General features: G+C 40.7%; 17 protein-coding genes. All 17 read left to right on the forward strand.

Annotation, left to right across the window (positions count from 1 at the left end):
• Positions 1 to 12: 12 nt before the first annotated feature.
• Positions 13 to 537 carry an adenine phosphoribosyltransferase gene (locus J5A74_06960; protein ID QUI95134.1) on the forward strand — a complete coding sequence of 175 codons (525 nt, stop codon included), beginning with the start codon at positions 13 to 15 and terminating at the stop codon, positions 535 to 537.
• Between the two features lie 68 nt (positions 538 to 605).
• Positions 606 to 1124, forward strand: a complete 519-nt coding sequence (locus J5A74_06965; protein ID QUI95135.1) for a cob(I)yrinic acid a,c-diamide adenosyltransferase — start codon at positions 606 to 608, stop codon at positions 1122 to 1124.
• A complete protein-coding gene (cbiD, locus tag J5A74_06970; GenBank protein QUI95136.1) occupies positions 1121 to 2332 on the forward strand; it encodes a cobalamin biosynthesis protein CbiD in 1212 nt (403 codons plus the stop codon). Before J5A74_06965 ends, cbiD begins: the two co-directional genes overlap by 4 nt.
• Positions 2329 to 3012, forward strand: a complete 684-nt coding sequence (cobI, locus tag J5A74_06975; GenBank protein ID QUI96850.1) for a precorrin-2 C(20)-methyltransferase — start codon at positions 2329 to 2331, stop codon at positions 3010 to 3012. The genes cbiD and cobI overlap by 4 nt, the downstream gene beginning before the upstream one ends.
• Positions 3013 to 3741 carry a precorrin-3B C(17)-methyltransferase gene (cobJ, locus tag J5A74_06980; GenBank protein QUI95137.1) on the forward strand — a complete coding sequence of 243 codons (729 nt, stop codon included), beginning with the start codon at positions 3013 to 3015 and terminating at the stop codon, positions 3739 to 3741.
• Positions 3738 to 5681, forward strand: coding sequence for a precorrin-6A reductase (gene cobK / locus J5A74_06985; GenBank protein QUI95138.1), 1944 nt, complete (start codon positions 3738 to 3740; stop codon positions 5679 to 5681). Before cobJ ends, cobK begins: the two co-directional genes overlap by 4 nt.
• Positions 5682 to 5684: 3 nt before the next feature.
• Complete coding sequence (cobT, locus tag J5A74_06990) at positions 5685 to 8099, forward strand: nicotinate-nucleotide--dimethylbenzimidazole phosphoribosyltransferase (GenBank protein ID QUI95139.1); 2415 nt, start codon at positions 5685 to 5687, stop codon at positions 8097 to 8099.
• The gene (locus tag J5A74_06995) at positions 8096 to 8617 is read left to right on the forward strand and encodes a bifunctional adenosylcobinamide kinase/adenosylcobinamide-phosphate guanylyltransferase (protein ID QUI95140.1); all 522 of its coding nucleotides are present in this window, start codon (positions 8096 to 8098) and stop codon (positions 8615 to 8617) included. Before cobT ends, J5A74_06995 begins: the two co-directional genes overlap by 4 nt.
• A complete protein-coding gene (locus J5A74_07000; GenBank protein ID QUI95141.1) occupies positions 8614 to 9363 on the forward strand; it encodes an adenosylcobinamide-GDP ribazoletransferase in 750 nt (249 codons plus the stop codon). Before J5A74_06995 ends, J5A74_07000 begins: the two co-directional genes overlap by 4 nt.
• Before the next feature lies 1 nt (position 9364).
• The gene (gene cobD, locus J5A74_07005) at positions 9365 to 10327 is read left to right on the forward strand and encodes a cobalamin biosynthesis protein CobD (protein QUI95142.1); all 963 of its coding nucleotides are present in this window, start codon (positions 9365 to 9367) and stop codon (positions 10325 to 10327) included.
• A 39-nt stretch (positions 10328 to 10366) separates the two neighbouring features.
• On the forward strand, positions 10367 to 11119 hold the full coding sequence (cobM, locus tag J5A74_07010; GenBank protein ID QUI95143.1) for a precorrin-4 C(11)-methyltransferase: 753 nt from the start codon (positions 10367 to 10369) through the stop codon (positions 11117 to 11119).
• Entirely contained in the window at positions 11116 to 12174 is a 1059-nt protein-coding gene (locus J5A74_07015) for an aminotransferase class I/II-fold pyridoxal phosphate-dependent enzyme (GenBank protein ID QUI95144.1), read from the forward strand. The genes cobM and J5A74_07015 overlap by 4 nt, the downstream gene beginning before the upstream one ends.
• Positions 12156 to 13625, forward strand: coding sequence for a cobyric acid synthase (locus tag J5A74_07020; protein QUI95145.1), 1470 nt, complete (start codon positions 12156 to 12158; stop codon positions 13623 to 13625). The genes J5A74_07015 and J5A74_07020 overlap by 19 nt, the downstream gene beginning before the upstream one ends.
• An 8-nt stretch (positions 13626 to 13633) precedes the next feature.
• Complete coding sequence (locus J5A74_07025) at positions 13634 to 14278, forward strand: precorrin-8X methylmutase (GenBank protein QUI95146.1); 645 nt, start codon at positions 13634 to 13636, stop codon at positions 14276 to 14278.
• A gap of 11 nt (positions 14279 to 14289) precedes the next feature.
• A complete protein-coding gene (locus tag J5A74_07030) occupies positions 14290 to 15402 on the forward strand; it encodes a DUF4317 domain-containing protein (protein QUI95147.1) in 1113 nt (370 codons plus the stop codon).
• An 11-nt stretch (positions 15403 to 15413) separates the two neighbouring features.
• Positions 15414 to 16625: a 6-phosphofructokinase gene (locus tag J5A74_07035; GenBank protein QUI95148.1), complete on the forward strand. Its 1212-nt coding sequence runs from the start codon at positions 15414 to 15416 to the stop codon at positions 16623 to 16625.
• 56 nt (positions 16626 to 16681) lie between these two features.
• Complete coding sequence (locus tag J5A74_07040) at positions 16682 to 18004, forward strand: glucose-6-phosphate isomerase (GenBank protein QUI95149.1); 1323 nt, start codon at positions 16682 to 16684, stop codon at positions 18002 to 18004.
• The last annotated feature ends 54 nt before the right edge of the window (positions 18005 to 18058 follow it).

Below are 18058 nucleotides of genomic sequence, written 5' to 3' on the forward strand. Positions count from 1 at the left end.
GGGCATTAGATAATGAAGAAACTGGAAGATTATGTCATTAGCATTCCAGATTTTCCAGAGCCAGGGATTATCTTTCGCGATGTGACCAGTATTTTGCAGGATGCAGAGGGGTTAAAATTGAGCATCGATGGTCTGTGTGATCTTGTAAAAGATATCGATTATGATCTTGTGGTGGGGGCAGAGTCGAGGGGATTTATTTTTGGTGTTCCTGTTGCTTATGCTCAGCACAAGGCCTTTGTTCCCGCAAGGAAAAAGGGAAAATTGCCAAGAGAGACCGTGTCTATGGACTATGACTTAGAGTATGGAAAGGCTACAGTGGAGATACATCGAGATGCCATTTTGCCAGGGCAAAAGGTAGTGATTATTGATGATCTCATTGCAACAGGGGGAACCATTGAGGCCATTGTCAAATTAGTGGAAGAACTTGGTGGCAAAGTAGTAAAGATTTGCTTTGTAATGGAGCTTGCAGGTTTAAGGGGAAGAGACAAGCTAAAGGGCTATGATGTATCCTCTTTGATTACTTACGAAGGAAAATAGAATGTGAGAGCGACTGCCTGTATTATTGTGGCAGTCGTTCATTTTTTATATTGTAGAAATGGAGAAAAATGGACGGAAAAATTCATATTTACACTGGGGATGGAAAGGGAAAAACAACAGCAGCTATGGGGTTAGCTGTTCGTGCAGCTGGCAGTGGAATGAAAGTCTATATTGCACAATTATTAAAAGACGGCTCGTCGAGTGAACTCAATATTTTGAGAACGATTGAAAATATTACTTGCCATTCTTGTAAAAAAAATTTTGGTTTTATTAAGTATATGGATCAGGAAACATTAAAAGAGGCAAAGGAATATTACAGGAAGTATTTTCGAGAAGTGATTGATGGGGCGAAGAGCGTTGATCTTTTGGTTTTAGATGAATTTATGGCAGCTTATCAATATGATATGATTGATCGAGAAGAGGCACTTTACTTTTTAAAAAACAAACCAGAAAATCTAGAAATTGTACTTACGGGAAGAAATGTGCCATCAGAGATTGCCCATTTGGCCGATTATCTTACAGATTGTAAGATGGTCAAGCATCCCTACACTCAGGGGCTTCCAGCAAGAAAGGGCATTGAGCTATGACCATTGACGAGTATAATCAAACGAGGGAAGGAGAGATACTTAGAGCAGGCTATACCACGGGGACATCAGCAACAGCTGCGGCAGTGGCTGCATTGACGCTGTGGTTTTATAAAAAAGAGATAAATGAAGTGTCCGTGGAGTTGCCTATTGGAATTACCCTAGACATTCCCATTGAGGAGAATCAAATGGATGAGAGTAGTGCCTGCTGTGGTGTGAGAAAAAATGGTGGAGATGATCCAGATGCCACAGATGGAATGATGATCTATGCAAAGGTTTCTTGTGAGCTAGGCGAGGAGAGCGAAGTAAAGATTTTTGGTGGTGAAGGCATTGGAAGAGTCAGTTGTTCAGGTCTTGACCAACCCATAGGAGAGGCAGCCATTAACTCTATACCAAGAAAAATGATTCGAGAAAACCTCTTAAAGAGGGCAAAAGAATGGGGATTGAAGGGAAAAATTTCTGCAACCATTTTTGCTCCAGAAGGAGAAGAAGTGGCAAAGAGAACATTCAATCCAAAACTTGGCATTGTTGGAGGAATTTCCATTTTAGGAACAACAGGAATTGTTGCTCCAATGAGTGTCAAGGCCTTGGTGGATACCATCAAGGTAGATATGCACTATCATATGCAAAAGGATTATCCAATTATTGCCGTTCCAGGAAATTACGGCATTCGATTTCTAAGTGAACAATATGGAATTGAAAGTGATATGACAGTGGAATTTAGTAATTATATTGGCGAAGCCATTGATATGGCTGTGCATATGGGTGTGGAAGAAATGTTGATCTGTGGACATCTTGGAAAGCTCATTAAGGTTGCTGGAAATATTATGAACACACATTCTAATGATTCTGATTGTCGAATGGAGCTGATGGCTGCACATCTTTTAAAAGTTGAGGAAACTTTACTTTCTCCAGAACAGACACTTTCTCTGGCAAGAAAAATTTTAAATGCCAATACGACAGAGGAAGGAACTCGACTGTTAAAGGATCAGGGCATATTAAAAGAAGTGATGAATTCCCTTGGCGAGGCAATGTATAGGGCTGTGATGCAAAGGGCAAAAAGAGCTCAAAATTTAAGGGATAAGCATAATAAAGAAAGTGGCCCATTGATTAGAATAGGAATTATCTCCTTTACTGTCGATGAAGGAGAGCTCATCTGTGCTGGTGAGGCAAAAAGATTGCAGAAAAAAATTAGGAAAGTGAGAGAATAATGGGAAAGATGTATGGCGTTGGCGTTGGACCAGGAGATCCAGAGCTATTGACTGTAAAGGCCATTCGAGTGATGAAGGAGGCGGATTGCATTGTAGTGCCAGGAGAAGAGGTCGAAAGTAGTGTGGCTTTTTCGATTGCAAAGGTCGGTTACCCAGAGGTGACAAAGAAGAAAGTTTTTTCTGTTTCTATGCCGATGACAAAGGATAAGGAAGTACTGAAAAAGGCACATGAAGAGGCGGTTTTATCTATTAAAGAAAAATTAGAATCGGGACAAATCGTGGCCTTTTTAACCCTTGGAGATCCTACAATTTATTCCACCTATATGTATTTGCATAAAAAAATTACAGAACTTGGATTTGAAACAGAGATTGTCAGTGGTATTCCCTCATTTTGTGCTGCGGCGGCAAGACTTGGGATAAGTCTTGTGGAAAATCGAGAGCAGATGCATATTATTCCAGCGACTTATGGAATAGATGAAGTGATACATATGTCGGGCACAAAAGTATTGATGAAGGCAGGAAGAAAGGTTTCGAGTCTGAAAGAGGAAGTAAAAAAGATGGGGGCAAGGGCAATGCTTGTGGAAAATTGTGGAATGAAAGATGAGAAATTGTACACGAACCTTGAAATGGCACCAGAGAAAACAGGTTATTATACAGTATTGATTGTAAAGGAAAAGTAGATGAATCAGATTTATGTTGTGGGCATTGGCCCTGGAAAATATGAGCAGATGACCATAGAGGCAGCACAGATTTTAGAGAAAGTAGATGTTATTGTCGGCTATACGGTCTATGTGGATTTGGTAAAGGAACATTTTCCAAAAAAGGAGTTTTTGACAACACCCATGCGTCAGGAACAAGATCGCTGTAAGTTGGCTTTTGAGGAGGCAATGACGGGAAAGGTTGTGGCATTGGTTTGTTCGGGAGATGCAGGAGTCTATGGATTGTCAGGGCTAATGCTAGAGATTGGAAGAGACTATCCAGAGTGCAATGTTGAGGTGATTGCGGGAGTTACTGCGGCTGTAAGTGGGGCGGCCGTGCTTGGAGCACCTCTAATCCATGATTTTGCATTGATTAGCTTGAGCGATTTGATGACTCCTTGGGAAAAGATTGAAAAGAGATTGCGTTGTGCCGCTGCTGCCGATTTTGTGATGGTATTATACAATCCTTCTAGCAAAAAGAGGGCCGACTATTTACAAAGGGCGTGTGAAATCATTTTATCTGAACAATCAGAGGATACCATTTGTGCCACTGTGGAAAATATTGGTCGAGAAGGAGAGAGGGCAAAGATTATGACACTGAAAGAATTAAAAGAGGAAAAAGTGAATATGTTCACCACGGTTTTTATTGGAAATTCTCAGACAAGGGTTGTTGGAAATCAGATGGTGACACCGAGAGGGTATCAACTATGATCATTATCTTTGGAGGAACGAGCGAGGGACGACAGCTGGCCAAAGTTTGCGATTTTGGAAAAGTAGAGGCAAAAATTTGTGTGGCAACAGAATATGGAAGTGATGTACTAAAAGAGAGCCAATATGTCAAAATTTGTCAAGGAAGAATGGATGCCTCTGAAATGGCTACATTTTTTGCAAAGGAGAGACCAAGATTTGTCATGGACGCCACCCATCCCCATGCGAAGGAAGTCACAGAGAATATCAAAGCAGTCTGTAATAAGATGAATATTGAATATCTCCGCATTGTTCGGGAGGCAGAAAGTAGTGAGCACTGTTTTACGAATATAGAAGAAGTCGTTGACTATTTGAAAAATCAAGATGGAAATGTGCTTGTAGCGACAGGAAGTAAGGAGCTATTGAAGTATGCTGTACTTGATAAAAAAAGAATTTATGCCAGAGTGTTGCCAACAAAGGAGTCGATAGAGACCTGTCTAAGTCTTGGATTAGAAAATTCGCATATTCTAGCCATGCAGGGACCATTTTCTGAGAATATGAATGCAGCTATGCTAGAGCAATATCATTGTAAGTTCTTAGTGACCAAGGAATCGGGGAAAGCTGGGGGGTTTGAGGAAAAAATTAGAGCATGTGAGAAAGTTGGGGCAAAAAGCCTTGTCATTGCTCGACCGACAAAGGAGGAGGGCATCTGTCTTTTTGAGGCAGAAAAGAGGATTTTAGAGGGGACAAGGCCATGTGTTTCTATTGTGGGAATTGGACCGGGGGATGAGAGATATTTACCTGATAGAGCCAAAAGTCTAATTGATGAGGCTGAGGCCATTGTGGGAGCAAAGAGAATGTTAATTCGAAAAGGCGTAAAATCTTTGAGATCCTATCGCCCAGATGAAATAATGGCATGGCTTGAGAACTGTTATCGGCAGGGAATAAGAAAAATGGTTTGCCTGATGAGTGGCGATACAGGATTTTTTAGTGGGACCAATAAGCTTCTAGAAAAACTGGAGGAAAAGGGATGGAGAGCCGAGGTAATTCCTGGGATTTCTAGCATCTCTTACTTTGCTTCAAAGTGTAAAGTTTCTTGGGGAGATGCCAAGATTTTGAGCTTTCATGGCGAAGCAAAAGAGCTAGAAGTGCTAGAAGAAAATAGAAAGATCTTTGCCATTACCAGTGGGGGAGAAAAAAATAGAGAGTTAATGGAGGAAGTTTGTGCGTTTGGACTTGGAAAGCTAAGGGTTACTGTGGGCGAAGATTTGAGCTATCCAAACGAAAAAATCTTTTCTGATACAGTTGAAAATCTTTGCCACTATTCCTTTGGAAAGCTCTCTTGCCTGTTATTTGAAAACCCAAATGCGAGGGGCAAGAGGATGGAAATGGCCATCGCAGAGGGAAGATTTATACGGGACAAGGTTCCGATGACAAAGGCTGAGGTGAGGGCGATTTCCATTGCGATGCTTGGGATTTGTGAGCAGGATATTTGCTATGATATCGGTGCGGGTACAGGATCTGTGAGCATTGAGATGGCCAAATTTTTGCGTGGCGGAAGAGTCTATGCGGTTGAAAAAAAGGAATTGGCTACCAATTTAATTGCTCAAAATGTGGAAAAATTTGGGGTTCAATCTAGGGTGGAAATCCATTGTGGCAGTGCACTGGATGTGATAAAATGTCTTCCAGAGCCGAACAGCGTCTTTATTGGTGGCAGTAGTGGAGACTTAGAGGAGATTGTTGATGCTGTGTACAAGAAGAATGAAAAAGCTACCATTGTCATCAATGCAATTTCATTGGAAACTATTGCTCAGATTTCAGATCTCCTTTCAAAATATGAGGGTCTAGGATATCAAACACAGGTGATATGGATGTCAGTGGCCAGAGGAAAAAAGGTAGCGAGCTACCATATGGCGATGGCTGAAAATCCAGTGCTGATTGCAAAGATTTATTGGGAGGATTAAAAGATGGTCAATGCAATTTTGATTTCGGCAATGAAGTCTGGGAGCGGAAAGACAACCTTCACATTTGGGCTGCATGATTATCTGAGGAGAAACAATATTGTGGCGAGTGCCTTTAAGACAGGACCAGATTACATTGATCCAATGTACCATAGCATGGTTAGTGACAGAATGTCTATTAACTTAGATCCCTATTTTCTTGAGCCTAAAGATGGCGTAAATCCGATATTGGAACACTTTGTCACTTATTCTTCGGGCACACAGATTGCCATTGTAGAGGGGGCAATGGGCTATTTTGATGGGATTTATGGTCAGGGAAAAAGGGGATCGGCAGCTGTGGTGGCTGAGAGTATTGATGCCAAGGTGATTCTTTTAGTGGAGGATCAAGAACCCCAAGAGGTGAGAGATTATATTGAAAAATATGGAGAGGATAAACAAATTCGATATTTGATCATCAATCGCTGCAATGAAAGGGACTACCCTGTTCGTAGAGATGAGCTGGAGAGAGTGACAGGAAAGAAAGTGATAGGCTATTTGCCAGAGGATGAAAATTTTACATTGATGTCAAGGCATTTAGGATTGTATACACCACAAAAAGAATCTGTACTTCGATTGGCAGAGACTGTTGCCCATCGCTTGGAAGAGACAGTTGAGATGGACAAAATTCTTCAATATGTCAAGGAAAAAGAGGGCGAAGATATCTTCAAAAAGGCAAAAAAAGAAGGGAAATTTAAGCTTGGATTTGCAAAAGATGATGCCTATTGCTTTCACTACATCGACAATATGTCCGTATTACACGAACACAACATCGAGCCTATTTTTTTCTCTATGCTAGAAGACAGTCAACTTCCTGAAGGAATTTTAGGGCTTTGGTTGAGTGGTGGCTATCCTGAAATTTATGCAGATCAGATCAACCAAAAATTGATGAAAGAGATAAAGGGAAAGGTCGAAAAAGGGATGCCCGTCATTGGTGAGTGCGGTGGCTTTATGAGTTTACTTGAGCAGATGGAAGATATCCGTGGCAAGAGACAGACAATGATTGGAGCAATTCGTGGCGAGAGTTTTCGCACAGATAAATTAGTTCGCTTTGGCTATATTGAGGTTGAGGCAAAGAAGGATGGTCTGCTCTTAAAGAAGGGGCAGAAGATGCGATCCCATGAATTTCATTATTGGGATGCAACGGACGCAGGAAGAGATGGTTTGGCAACCAAGGCAAATGGTTCAAAATCGTGGGAGTGCATCCATATGAATGAACATTTGCATGCGGGCTATCCTCACATTTACTTGAGAAGCAATGAGGTGATGGCAAAGAATTTAGTTAGAGCAATGGAAGTATATGCTGGAAAGCTAGCCAGAGAAGAAATTCTTCATATCCAAATCACAGATCTTGATGATCAGATGGGCAAGGCAGCCAAGAGACATTGGGATAAGATTGCAAAGCCACTTCATGGTCTTGGGATTTTAGAAGATCAAGTGATACAGATTGCTGCTATCTTAGGGAAAGAAGATATCAACATCAAGAAAAAGGCTGTAGTGGTGATGTGTGCAGACAATGGTATCGTGTGTGAGGGGGTGACGCAGACAGACCAGAGTGTGACAGCCATTGTCACCAATAATTTTGCTAAGGGCATTGCCAGTGTCAATCGCATTGCAACTTGTGCACAGGCCGATGTTATTCCTGTGGATGTTGGGGTGGTGGGAGAGATTTTTGAGTCTAAAGTAGTGGACAAGAAAGTGATGAAAGGAACAGAAAATTTCCTTAAGAAAGATGCAATGACACAGGATCAGATGTACAGAGCCATTATGGTTGGAATAGAAATGGCCAGAGAATGCAAAAAGAAGGGCTATACCCTCCTTGGAATGGGAGAGATGGGCATTGGTAATACAACGACGAGTGCAGCACTGACAAGTGTTCTTTTGGATTTACCTGTCGAAGTGGTGACAGGCAAAGGGGCAGGTTTGTCTAAAGATGGCTTGGAGAGAAAAAAGCAGGTGATTGCCAAGGGAATTGAAAGCAGAAAGCCGAATAAAGAAGATATTTTTGATGTATTAAAAAAGCTTGGTGGTTTGGATATTGCAGCTATGGCGGGGTTAGTGCTTGGCTGTGCGAGTGAAAAAATTCCTATTGTCTGTGATGGCTTCATTTCTCTTGTGGCTGTGTTTGTGGCAAAAAAAATCAGTGAAAAGTCGCTTCAATATGTTTTGGGCTCTCATATGAGTGCAGAGCCTGCGGCAAAGCTTCTGGTAGAGAATTTAGGGCTTTGTCCTGTTTTGGACGGAAGATTTTGTCTTGGAGAAGGAACAGGAGCGGCAATGCTTTTTGGTCTCCTTGATATGGCAATGAGTGTATACAATGAAAATCGAACATTTGAGGATATTCAAGTAGAAGAATATCGAGATTATGAAGAGGAGATATTGTGATCTACATTTATGGAGCAATAGCAAGTGGAAAATCGGCCTATGCGGAAGATTATGTTTGTCGACTGGGAAAGGAAAGAGTGTACCTTGCATTGATGCAAGTCTATGGAGAGGAAGGAAGAAAACGAGTAAAAAAGCACAGGAAGATGCGAGAGGGAAAAAAATTTCGCACTGTGGAATGTCAAAGACCAAGAACAGGGATGGTCAAATCGAGTGAAATTGTATTGTTAGAATGTATGTCCAATTTTTTGGCGAATACAATGTTTCAAAAAGATGGTATAATGACAGATAGATTACTTGCTGTAGAAAAGATTCAATCAGAGATTTTTATGTTGGCTTCAGAATGTAAGGAATTGGTCATTGTGGGAAATGATATCTTTGATGATGAAAAGAGCTATAGCAAGGAAGTAGAGGAGTATATTTTAGCAATGGAGGAATTACACGATTGGCTGATCAAGGAATCACAGCAAGTGATCGAGGTGATTTTTGGAATTGCAAAAATAGTGAAGGAGAAACTATGATCAAGTCATTGTTGATTGCATTTGCAATGTATTCGAAAGTGCCTATGCCTTTTGTGAAGTGGGAAAAAGAGAACATGAAATATGTATTGGCATTGTTTCCACTGGTTGGTGTGTTGGAGGGGATTTTCTTTTTGATGTTTTGGAAAGCGGCGATGATCTTTAAGATGGCACCACTATTGAAAGGAGCGGGGCTATTTATCATTCCATTGCTCTATACTGGGGGGATTCATATGGATGGATTTATGGATGTGCTCGATGCCAAGGCCTCTCATCAAGACCGAAGATTTAAATTGGCTGTTCTGAAGGACAGCCATGTAGGCAGTGGAGCTGTTATCGGAGCTATCATGTTTTCCATTGTGTATACTGCAGCCTTAGTTCAATTTGACAATGTAAAGCAGGTGCTTTTGATGGATGTAGCTTTTGTGATGATTCGAGCTTACAGTGCACTTTCTCTCGCTTGCTTTAAAAATGCAAGAGGAGAGGGCTTGGCCATGACTTTTTCGGATGCAGCAGAAATATGTGTAACTCGAACAATTTTAGTATTGTTTGTCCTTATCTGTGTGCTGGGAATGATTTATATCAGTCACAGTATGGGGATTGTGGTTGCAGCAGCAGGATTTGTTGTATTTTTGTATTATCGTCTGTCCTCACATGATGAGTTTGGTGGAGTTACAGGAGATTTAGCGGGATATTTTTTGGAGCTTTGTGAATTGATTATTGCAATTATTGTTGCATTGGCGGTATAAGATGATTGGAATCAGAGTGTTTTTGTTTGCAATTTTGATTGATCTATTGATTGGAGATCCAGTATGGTTACCTCATTCTGTTGTTTTGATGGGGAAGGGAATTCAAAGATTGGAAAAAAAATATAGGAAGTTGTCAGGTGAAGATGAAAAAAAATTAAAAATCTATGGCTTTGTGCTGGTCTTTTGGATGCTCACTGCGACGATTGCTCTTTCAGATATTGTATTTTTTGCCTTGCAATTATTGCCAGGAAAAGTCAATAAAATTTGCAGTGCTCTATTGATTTCTCAGCTTTTTGCATGGCATGGACTAGTAAGGGAAAGTATGCGTGTATTTTATGCATTAAAAAATGAAGGGCTGGAAGGTGCAAGAAAAGCCGTGGGAAGAATTGTAGGCAGAGATACGATGGAACTGAGTAAGGAGGGAATTATTAAGGCAACGGTGGAGACAGTGGCTGAGAATTTCTCTGATGGGATTTTTGCTCCGATGTTTTATGTGATTATTGGAGGTCCAGTACTTGGCTATGTCTACAAGGTAATTAATACAATGGATTCCATGATTGGCTACAAGGATAAAAAATATTCTTCCATCGGTTATGCAGCAGCAAAATTAGATGATTTGGCCAATTTTATTCCATCAAGAATTGCAGGATTGCTGATTGTGTTGGCATCCTTTCCATCTTATTCTATAAAAGATGCCTGGAAAATTTTTCAAAGGGATCGCTTTTGTCACGCCAGTCCAAATTCTGCACAGACAGAATCGGCAGTGGCCGGAGCACTGGGGATTCAATTGGCCGGTGATGCCTATTATTTTGGGAAAAAATATGAAAAGCCCTATATTGGTGATGCGATGAGAGCGGTGGAAGAAAGGGATATACAAAGAGTCAATGTGTTAATCAGCAAGAGCACACTCTATGGCATAGTGTTTCTATGTGGGATTTATGGGATTTTATGGTATATCTTTTAGAAGAAACAAGTTGTTGGCAATTTGCTAAGTGGGAGGAAAATGGTTTATTTTATTGGTGCGGGTCCAGGAGATCCAGAATTATTGACAATTAAGGGAAAAAAGATTATTGACAGTGCAGATGTCATTATCTACGCTGGTTCTCTAGTCAACAGAGAGGTATTGAAAGATAGAAAAAGTGGAGCAAAGGTATACAATTCGGCGACTATGCACTTAGAAGAAGTGATTGAGGTGATGAAAGAGGCGGAAAAAAAGAATTTAATGACGGCCCGAGTGCATACAGGGGATCCGGCAATTTTTGGTGCTCACAGAGAGCAAATGGATGCCTTAGAGCGAGAGGGAATTGAATTTTGTGTAATTCCTGGGGTAAGTTCCTTTGTGGCTGCTGCTGCGGCACTAAAGAAAGAATATACGCTTCCTGAGGTGACTCAGAGCATTATTTTGACAAGAATGGAAGGAAGAACGCCTATGCCAGAGAAAGAGAGTATCGAGGCTTTTGCCAAGCATCAGGCGACCATGGTAATATTTTTGTCGGCAAATCGCATAGAAGAATTGGTAGAACAATTACAGACTTCCTATCCAGTGGATACGCCAATTGCCTTAGTCTATAAGGCAAGTTGGCCTGAGGAAAAGATTATTCAAGGAAATTTAGGAAATATTGCCGAGCTTGTCAGAAAGGCAAACATCACAAAGACAGGGCTGATTGTGGTGGGAAGATTTTTGGGCGATCAATATGCCCTTTCAAAACTCTATGACAAACATTTTTCTCATGAATACCGGGAGGCAAAGTCATGATTCATGGGGGAGATGCCCTTGCCTTTGCCAGAGAAAAAAAAATAGATGTGGGGGAAGTGCTCGATTTTTCAGCAAATATTAATCCCTATGGAATTCATCCGACCATAGTTCGTGCCTTGCAGGAGGAAATAACGCATCTGGTGCATTACCCAGATGTTCGCTATCAGAGGTTGAGGGAGGATATTGCAAAAAAGGTGAAGGTTCAGCCACAGGAGGTTTTCCTTGCCAATGGGGCTGCGGCAATGCTCTACCATTGTATACAGGCGATGGGAAAACCTGTGTATGCTCTTTTACCTGTGCCTTCCTTTTTAGAATATGAAAGGGCCGTGCAGGCTGTGGAAGGCTCAAAGATATCGTACTATGAGATGGATGGAGACTTTCAAGTGAAGGAAGATATCTTAGCACAGATCGATCACAACATCGATGTCTTTATTTTATGTAATCCCAACAATCCAACAGGTAAGCGAGTAGATGCCAAGTTGCTAGATAAAATTGTAAAAAGGTGTGAACAGAAAGAAGTCATTTTTGTCCTTGATGAATGCTTTTTGGAGTTTGTCTTGGAAGGAAGACGCTATTCTATGACAGAAAGTTTAAGTAAAAATCTTGTTATTCTTGGTTCTTTTACAAAATATTATGCTATTCCAGGATTACGTCTTGGCTATGCTATTTGTAAAAATGCACATTTGGCCGAGCGTATAGAGGCGGTGACACCAGAATGGAGTGTCAATCATTTGGCAGTCAAGGCTGGGGAGGTTGCGTTGGAAGAAGTAGGAAACTACTTAAATCTGGAAGAAATACATAAGCAAAAGGAGTATTTATTTCAGGAATTACAAAATTTTGGTTTTGATGTCATTCCATCGACAGCCAATTTTTTGTTATTTTATAGCAAGGATTCTCTTCTAGATAAAAAATTGCAAGAAAAGAATATTTTGATTCGAAATTGTAGCAATTATCGTGGTTTAGGGGCGGGGTGGTTTCGCATTGCTGTGCGTCTTCCTAGAGAAAATCAAAAATTAATTGGAGCAATAGAGGAAATATGGCAAAAACAATCATGATTCAGGGAACAATGTCTAATTCAGGGAAGAGCTTTGTGACGGCTGGGCTATGTCGGATATTTGCTCAGGATGGCTACAAGGTTGCTCCTTTTAAGTCACAGAATATGGCATTAAATTCCTATATTACAGCAGATGGATTGGAAATGGGGCGTGCTCAGGTGATGCAGGCAGAGGCCGCAGGTATTGCCCCAGATGTGCGAATGAATCCCATATTACTAAAGCCAACCAGCTCTATGGGAAGTCAAGTGATTGTCGGTGGCAAGGTATTTGGCAATATGAGGGCAATGGACTACTATGCCAAGAAAAAGCAGTTTATTCCGTATATTCTAAAGGCCTATGAGAGTTTGGCAAGAGAGAATGATATTATTGTGATTGAAGGGGCTGGCTCCCCAGCAGAAATCAATTTAAAGCAAGATGATCTTGTCAATATGGGTTTGGCAAGGATGGTCGATGCCCCAGTACTATTGGTGGGAGATATTGACCGAGGCGGTGTATTTGCTTCGTTGTATGGAACCGTCAAGTTGCTTGAGCAAAGTGAGCAAGAGAGAATTCGGGGATTGATTATTAATAAATTTAGAGGGGATAAAAATATTCTTCTTCCAGGCCTAGCCATGATAGAAGAACTGTTAAAAAAGCCAGTGATTGGTTGCATTCCCATGGAAGAAATTGATATTGATGATGAAGATTCTTTATCCACCCGATTGCAAAGGACAAGAGCAGGGGATGGTGTGGATGTGGCAGTGATTTTGTTTCCTCATATCTCTAATTTTACCGATTTTAATGTCTTAGAGCGAGTGCCAGGGATTAGTCTTCGCTATGTGCAAAGGGCAGAAGAAGTGAACAATCCAGATTTTTTGATTTTGCCAGGGACAAAGAATACGATGGAAGATCTTTTGTGGTTGAGGCAAAAAAGGATGGAGGAAGAAATCTTTCGATTACATCAAAGAAAAGTGCCGGTTATGGGAATTTGTGGTGGTTTTCAAATGCTGGGACAGTGGCTGTATGATCCAGATCAAGTCGAAAGCGGAGGTGTGATGCGAGGACTTGGACTATTAGATAGCGAGACTATATTTAAAAATCAAAAGACAAGGACACAGATTACAGGGAAGATTATTGACACATTGCCACTATTTCAGGGGATAGAAAAAGTTCAAGGCTATGAAATTCATATGGGCAGGACAAAAAATCTTGGTGGTTGTAGGGAGTGGATTCAATTGGAAGATGGCCGCTGTGACGGTTTGTCAAATAAAGAGAAAACTGTATTTGGAAGCTATTTACATGGCATTTTTGATACACCAAAATTGGCAAGGTTACTGGCTGTCAATTTAAATCCACAGGCAAAGACGATGGATTTTGAGGAAGAAAATTATAAGGAAGAACAGTATAATCGTTTGGCGGATTTGCTAAGGAATTCCTTGGATATGAAAAAGATTTATCAAATTTTAGGATAGGAGTTTAGATGTTAGAGGAAATTGAAGTTGTTGCACCAGAAAAAATAGAGGAAAGAAGTATGGAGATTATCACAGCCTCTATGAAACCAGAACGATTGGCCTTTTATACAGAAAAAGAATTAAAAGTGGTAAAGCGCTGTATTCATACAAGTGCTGATTTTGACTATGAAGACAATATGATCTTTAAAAATCATGCTGTGGAGTCAGGGATGCAAGCAATTTCACATGGTGCCTGTATTATTACAGATACAACGATGGCGGCCTCGGGAATCAATAAGAAGGTGGCCAGTGAATTTGGGGCAAGTGTACATTGCTTCATTGGCGATGAGAAAATTGCGAAATTAGCAAGAGAAAGACAGGTGACAAGGGCGAGTGTTTGTATGGAAGAGGGAGCAAGACTTGCCAAGGAAAGCCCCGTAATTTTTGCTATTGGCAATGCACCGACAGCTCTGATTCGATTGTATGAGTTGATTCAAAATGGAGAGTTGCGACCTGCTCTTGTGATTGGAGCACCAGTGGGATTTGTGAATGTGGTTGAGTCAAAGAATTTAATAAAAAAACTAGATGTGCCAATGATTGTTGCCGACAAGCGAAAGGGCGGCAGCAATGTGGCAGCGGCCATTGTGAATGCATTGTTGTATCAATGTAAATAGAGAGGAAAGGTATGATTAAGACAGAGGTATTGGAAATCAAGAAGCAATTGTCAAAGAGTGAAAGTGTGATTACAAAGCTTTGTGGTTGCTATGTGGATGCAGAAAAGAATATCAAATTGATCTCTAAGGAAGCATTTTATCGCTTGGAAGACGAGGATAGCTTTAAGTATGAGGAAATTTTTAGAAAGACATTGTCTGGAAATTTAGGAAAACAGCTTGTTAACATTGATTTTCCACTCGATGCAGAAAAAGAGGGTGGAGCTCAGGCATTTCTTTTGAAGTTGAGAGACAGCGATTTAGACGATGATACACTCTTAGAAGAATTCTATCATAAGGTTATTGCCTGTTATGACTATCCAGAAAATTACTACATTATCCTTATTGATCTTCGCTATGATGTTCCAGGAAAGGGCAGTGATAAAATCAAGATGGAAGATGCCTCAGAAGAAGTTTTTCATGCGATTTTGTGTTCGATTTGTCCAGTAAAATTGTCAAAGGCATCTCTTTCATACCACGAAGAAGTGGGAAGGATGGAAAATCGTGTGAGAGACTGGGTTGTTGAGGCGCCTATGACTGGATTTTTGTTCCCATCTTTTAACGATCGCTCAACAGATCTTCATTCGGTACTCTATTTTTCTAGAAAGCCAGAGAGCTTAAAGGAAGCTTTTGTTGAGGAAATGTTTGGGGCAGGTTGTCCGATGCCAGCCATTGAGCAGAAGGAGACCATTCAAAATTTGATGCAAACGGCCTTGGGAGAGGATTGTGATTACGAAGTGATTTCAACTGTGCACGAAAAGATTGTGGAAAGAATTGAGCAAAATGCAAGTGATCCGAATCCCTTAGTGCTCACAAAGCAGGATATGGTAAAGATTATGTCAGATAGTGGTGCCAGTGAAGAAGCGATTGTGGCGTATGAAAAAAATGAAGAGGCAGACATTGAAGTTCTGGCAGAAAATGTGGTTGATCGCAAGAAATTTGAGATTAAGCGTCCAGGTATTGCCATTAAGGCAGATGCAGAGCATATGCAGTTGATTAGTACGAAGGTGATTGACGGGAAAAAATGCCTTGTGATTGTGGTGGATGACAATGTTGAGGTCAATGGAATTTTTGTAAAGAGCGTGTGAGGGAGAAAAAAATGAAAACTTTATTGGTAGGACAGTCAGGTGGACCAACAAGTGCAATTAATGCAACACTATCGGGAGTCATTGAGCAGGCTGCCAAGGCAGGCCTTCGAGTACTGGGAGCAAGAAATGGCATTGAGGGTGTATTTAAGGAGAATTTTATTGATTTGACACAGAAGGCCAAGGATGAGGAGTTTGTTTCTCTTCTTTCAAAGACACCAGCAAGTGCACTGGGTTCTTGTCGGTATAAGTTGAATTCTAAAAATATAGAGGAATTTGAAAAGATTGTCGAAGTATTTCATCGAAATGATATTGCATATTTTGTCTATATTGGTGGAAATGATTCGATGGATACGGTATATCAGCTGGATAAGTATTTGAGGGAACATCACATTGAAGACATTAAGGTCATTGGTGCACCAAAGACCATTGACAATGATTTGTGTGGAATTGACCATTGTCCAGGTTTTGGCTCGTCAGCAAAGTATATTGCGACTATTTTTGCAGAGCTAGAGCGAGAGTTGATTGTCTATGATTTAGAATCGGTGCTGATTATTGAATTGATGGGAAGAAATGCAGGTTGGTTGGCAGCCAGTGCGGTATTGGCACAAAATCAGAGCGGACAGGTGCCGTATTTGATTTACCTTGAAGAAAGTGATTTTTCACTTGAAAAATTTGAACTTGATCTTCGCCAGGCCTTGGCAAAGAATAAACAGGTCATTGTTTCTATCAGTGAAGGTTTGCACGATGAGAGCGGAGAATATTTATTTAATCTTGGAAAAAACGAAGGAAGATTGGATGCCTTTGGTCATGCACAAGCGGGAGGTGCAGGAAAAATATTAGAGGAATATGTGCGAAGTCAGATTGGTTGCAAAGTTCGTTCGATTGAGGTCAATTTATTGCAAAGATGTGCGGCACATATTTTGAGTGCTACCGATATTGAAGAATCAAAAAAGCTTGGTGAGCATGCAACAAAACTTGTTCTTGAAGGTATGAGTGGAAAGATGTCTTCTTTACAGAGGGTTCCAGGTAAGGAATATAAAGTCGAGTACACAGTGACAGACATTTGCGAGGTGGCCAATCGGGAAAAGAAAGTGCCAAGGGAGTGGATGAATGCCGCACACAATGGTGTAACTCAGGAGATGGTTGACTATTTACTTCCACTGGTTCAGGGAGAAATATTTTGTGAATATGAAAATGGTCTTCCTAAATATATTGTATTGTAGTTAAAAAGTTGCTATAGTTAAGTGGTAAGAAAAAGATTATCTTTTGGGAGGTTTATATGTCAAATAATATTCGATTTGATTACACAAAGGCAGAAAAGTTTCTGTCACAAAGAGAAATGGAGAGCATGAAATTTGCAGTAATGAATGCAAAGGACAGATTACTCTCTGGACAAGGCGAGGGAAGTGACTTTCAGGGATGGATTGACCTTCCAGTTAACTATGACAAGGACGAGTTTGAAAGGATTAAGGCAGCAGCTAAAAAGATTCAGTCAGATTCCGATGTTTTGATTGTCATTGGTATTGGTGGATCCTATCTCGGAGCAAGAGCAGCCATTGAGTATCTTCGCCATGGATTTTACAATGAGATGGAGAAGGACGACAGAAAGACACCACAGATTTACTATGTAGGCAATAGCATGAGCAGCAATTACCTTCAGGATGTGATCGATGTAATGGGAGATAAGGATTTTTCTATTAATGTCATTTCAAAATCAGGAACAACCACAGAGTCTGCGATTGCATTCCGCATTTTTAGAAAGCTCTTAGTACAGAAGTATGGCGAGGCAGAGGCTGCAAAGAGAATCTATTCTACAACAGATAAGGCAAGGGGAGCACTAAAGACGATGTCCGATGAAAAAGGATATGAGTGCTTTGTGATTCCAGATGATGTTGGTGGAAGATTTTCCGTACTCACCGCTGTGGGCTTGTTGCCAATTGCGGTCAGTGGTGCAGACATTGATCAGTTGATGGAAGGTGCTGCAAAGGGAAGAGAGCTTGCAATGAACACTGCATATGAGGAGAATGCTTCTTTGTTGTATGCAGCAGCAAGAAATGTTTTCTACAGAAAGGGCAAAAATATTGAGATTTTGGCAAATTATGAGCCAAGTATGCACTATATTGCCGAGTGGTGGAAACAGCTCTTTGGCGAGAGTGAGGGTAAGGATCAAAGAGGTATCTTCCCAGCATCTGTAGATTTAACTACAGATCTACATTCTATGGGTCAATATATTCAGGATGGATTGAGCATGAAGTTTGAGACTGTACTGAATATTGAAAAGTCAAGAACAACCATTGTGCTTGAGGCAGAGGAGAACGACTTAGATGGTCTCAACTACATTGCGAACAAGGAGCTTGACTATGTCAATAAGTGTGCAATGCAGGGAACAATAGCTGCACATACAGAAGGCGGAGTGCCAAACTTGATGGTACATATTCCAGAGCAAAATGAGTTCTATCTCGGTGAGCTGTTCTACTTCTTTGAGTTTGCAGTGGCAATCAGTGGATATTTGAATAATATCAATCCATTTGATCAGCCAGGTGTAGAGTTCTACAAGAAGAATATGTTTAAATTACTTGGCAAACCTGGATACGAGAAATAGAAGAAATAAAAGAATTTGGCCTGTCCTTTCTAGGCAAGGGGCAGGCTTTTTAGT

The sequence above is a fragment of the Lachnospiraceae bacterium oral taxon 096 genome, from assembly GCA_018141845.1.
Classification (GTDB): Bacteria; Bacillota; Clostridia; order Lachnospirales; family Lachnospiraceae; genus F0428.

Excerpts from the sequence above, each read along its gene's own strand:
- J5A74_07035 (QUI95148.1), top strand. The coding sequence starts at position 15,414 with ATGAAAACTTTATTGGTAGGACAGTCAGGTGGACCAACAAGTGCAATT.
- J5A74_06965 (QUI95135.1), top strand. The coding sequence starts at position 606 with ATGGACGGAAAAATTCATATTTACACTGGGGATGGAAAGGGAAAAACA.
- J5A74_07015 (QUI95144.1), top strand. The coding sequence starts at position 11,116 with ATGATTCATGGGGGAGATGCCCTTGCCTTTGCCAGAGAAAAAAAAATA.
- J5A74_07000 (QUI95141.1), top strand. The coding sequence starts at position 8,614 with ATGATCAAGTCATTGTTGATTGCATTTGCAATGTATTCGAAAGTGCCT.
- J5A74_07025 (QUI95146.1), top strand. The coding sequence starts at position 13,634 with ATGTTAGAGGAAATTGAAGTTGTTGCACCAGAAAAAATAGAGGAAAGA.
- J5A74_06960 (QUI95134.1), top strand. The coding sequence starts at position 13 with ATGAAGAAACTGGAAGATTATGTCATTAGCATTCCAGATTTTCCAGAG.
- J5A74_07020 (QUI95145.1), top strand. The coding sequence starts at position 12,156 with ATGGCAAAAACAATCATGATTCAGGGAACAATGTCTAATTCAGGGAAG.
- cobK (QUI95138.1), top strand. The coding sequence starts at position 3,738 with ATGATCATTATCTTTGGAGGAACGAGCGAGGGACGACAGCTGGCCAAA.
- cobT (QUI95139.1), top strand. The coding sequence starts at position 5,685 with ATGGTCAATGCAATTTTGATTTCGGCAATGAAGTCTGGGAGCGGAAAG.
- J5A74_07040 (QUI95149.1), top strand. The coding sequence starts at position 16,682 with ATGTCAAATAATATTCGATTTGATTACACAAAGGCAGAAAAGTTTCTG.
- cobJ (QUI95137.1), top strand. The coding sequence starts at position 3,013 with ATGAATCAGATTTATGTTGTGGGCATTGGCCCTGGAAAATATGAGCAG.
- J5A74_07030 (QUI95147.1), top strand. The coding sequence starts at position 14,290 with ATGATTAAGACAGAGGTATTGGAAATCAAGAAGCAATTGTCAAAGAGT.
- cbiD (QUI95136.1), top strand. The coding sequence starts at position 1,121 with ATGACCATTGACGAGTATAATCAAACGAGGGAAGGAGAGATACTTAGA.
- cobD (QUI95142.1), top strand. The coding sequence starts at position 9,365 with ATGATTGGAATCAGAGTGTTTTTGTTTGCAATTTTGATTGATCTATTG.
- cobM (QUI95143.1), top strand. The coding sequence starts at position 10,367 with ATGGTTTATTTTATTGGTGCGGGTCCAGGAGATCCAGAATTATTGACA.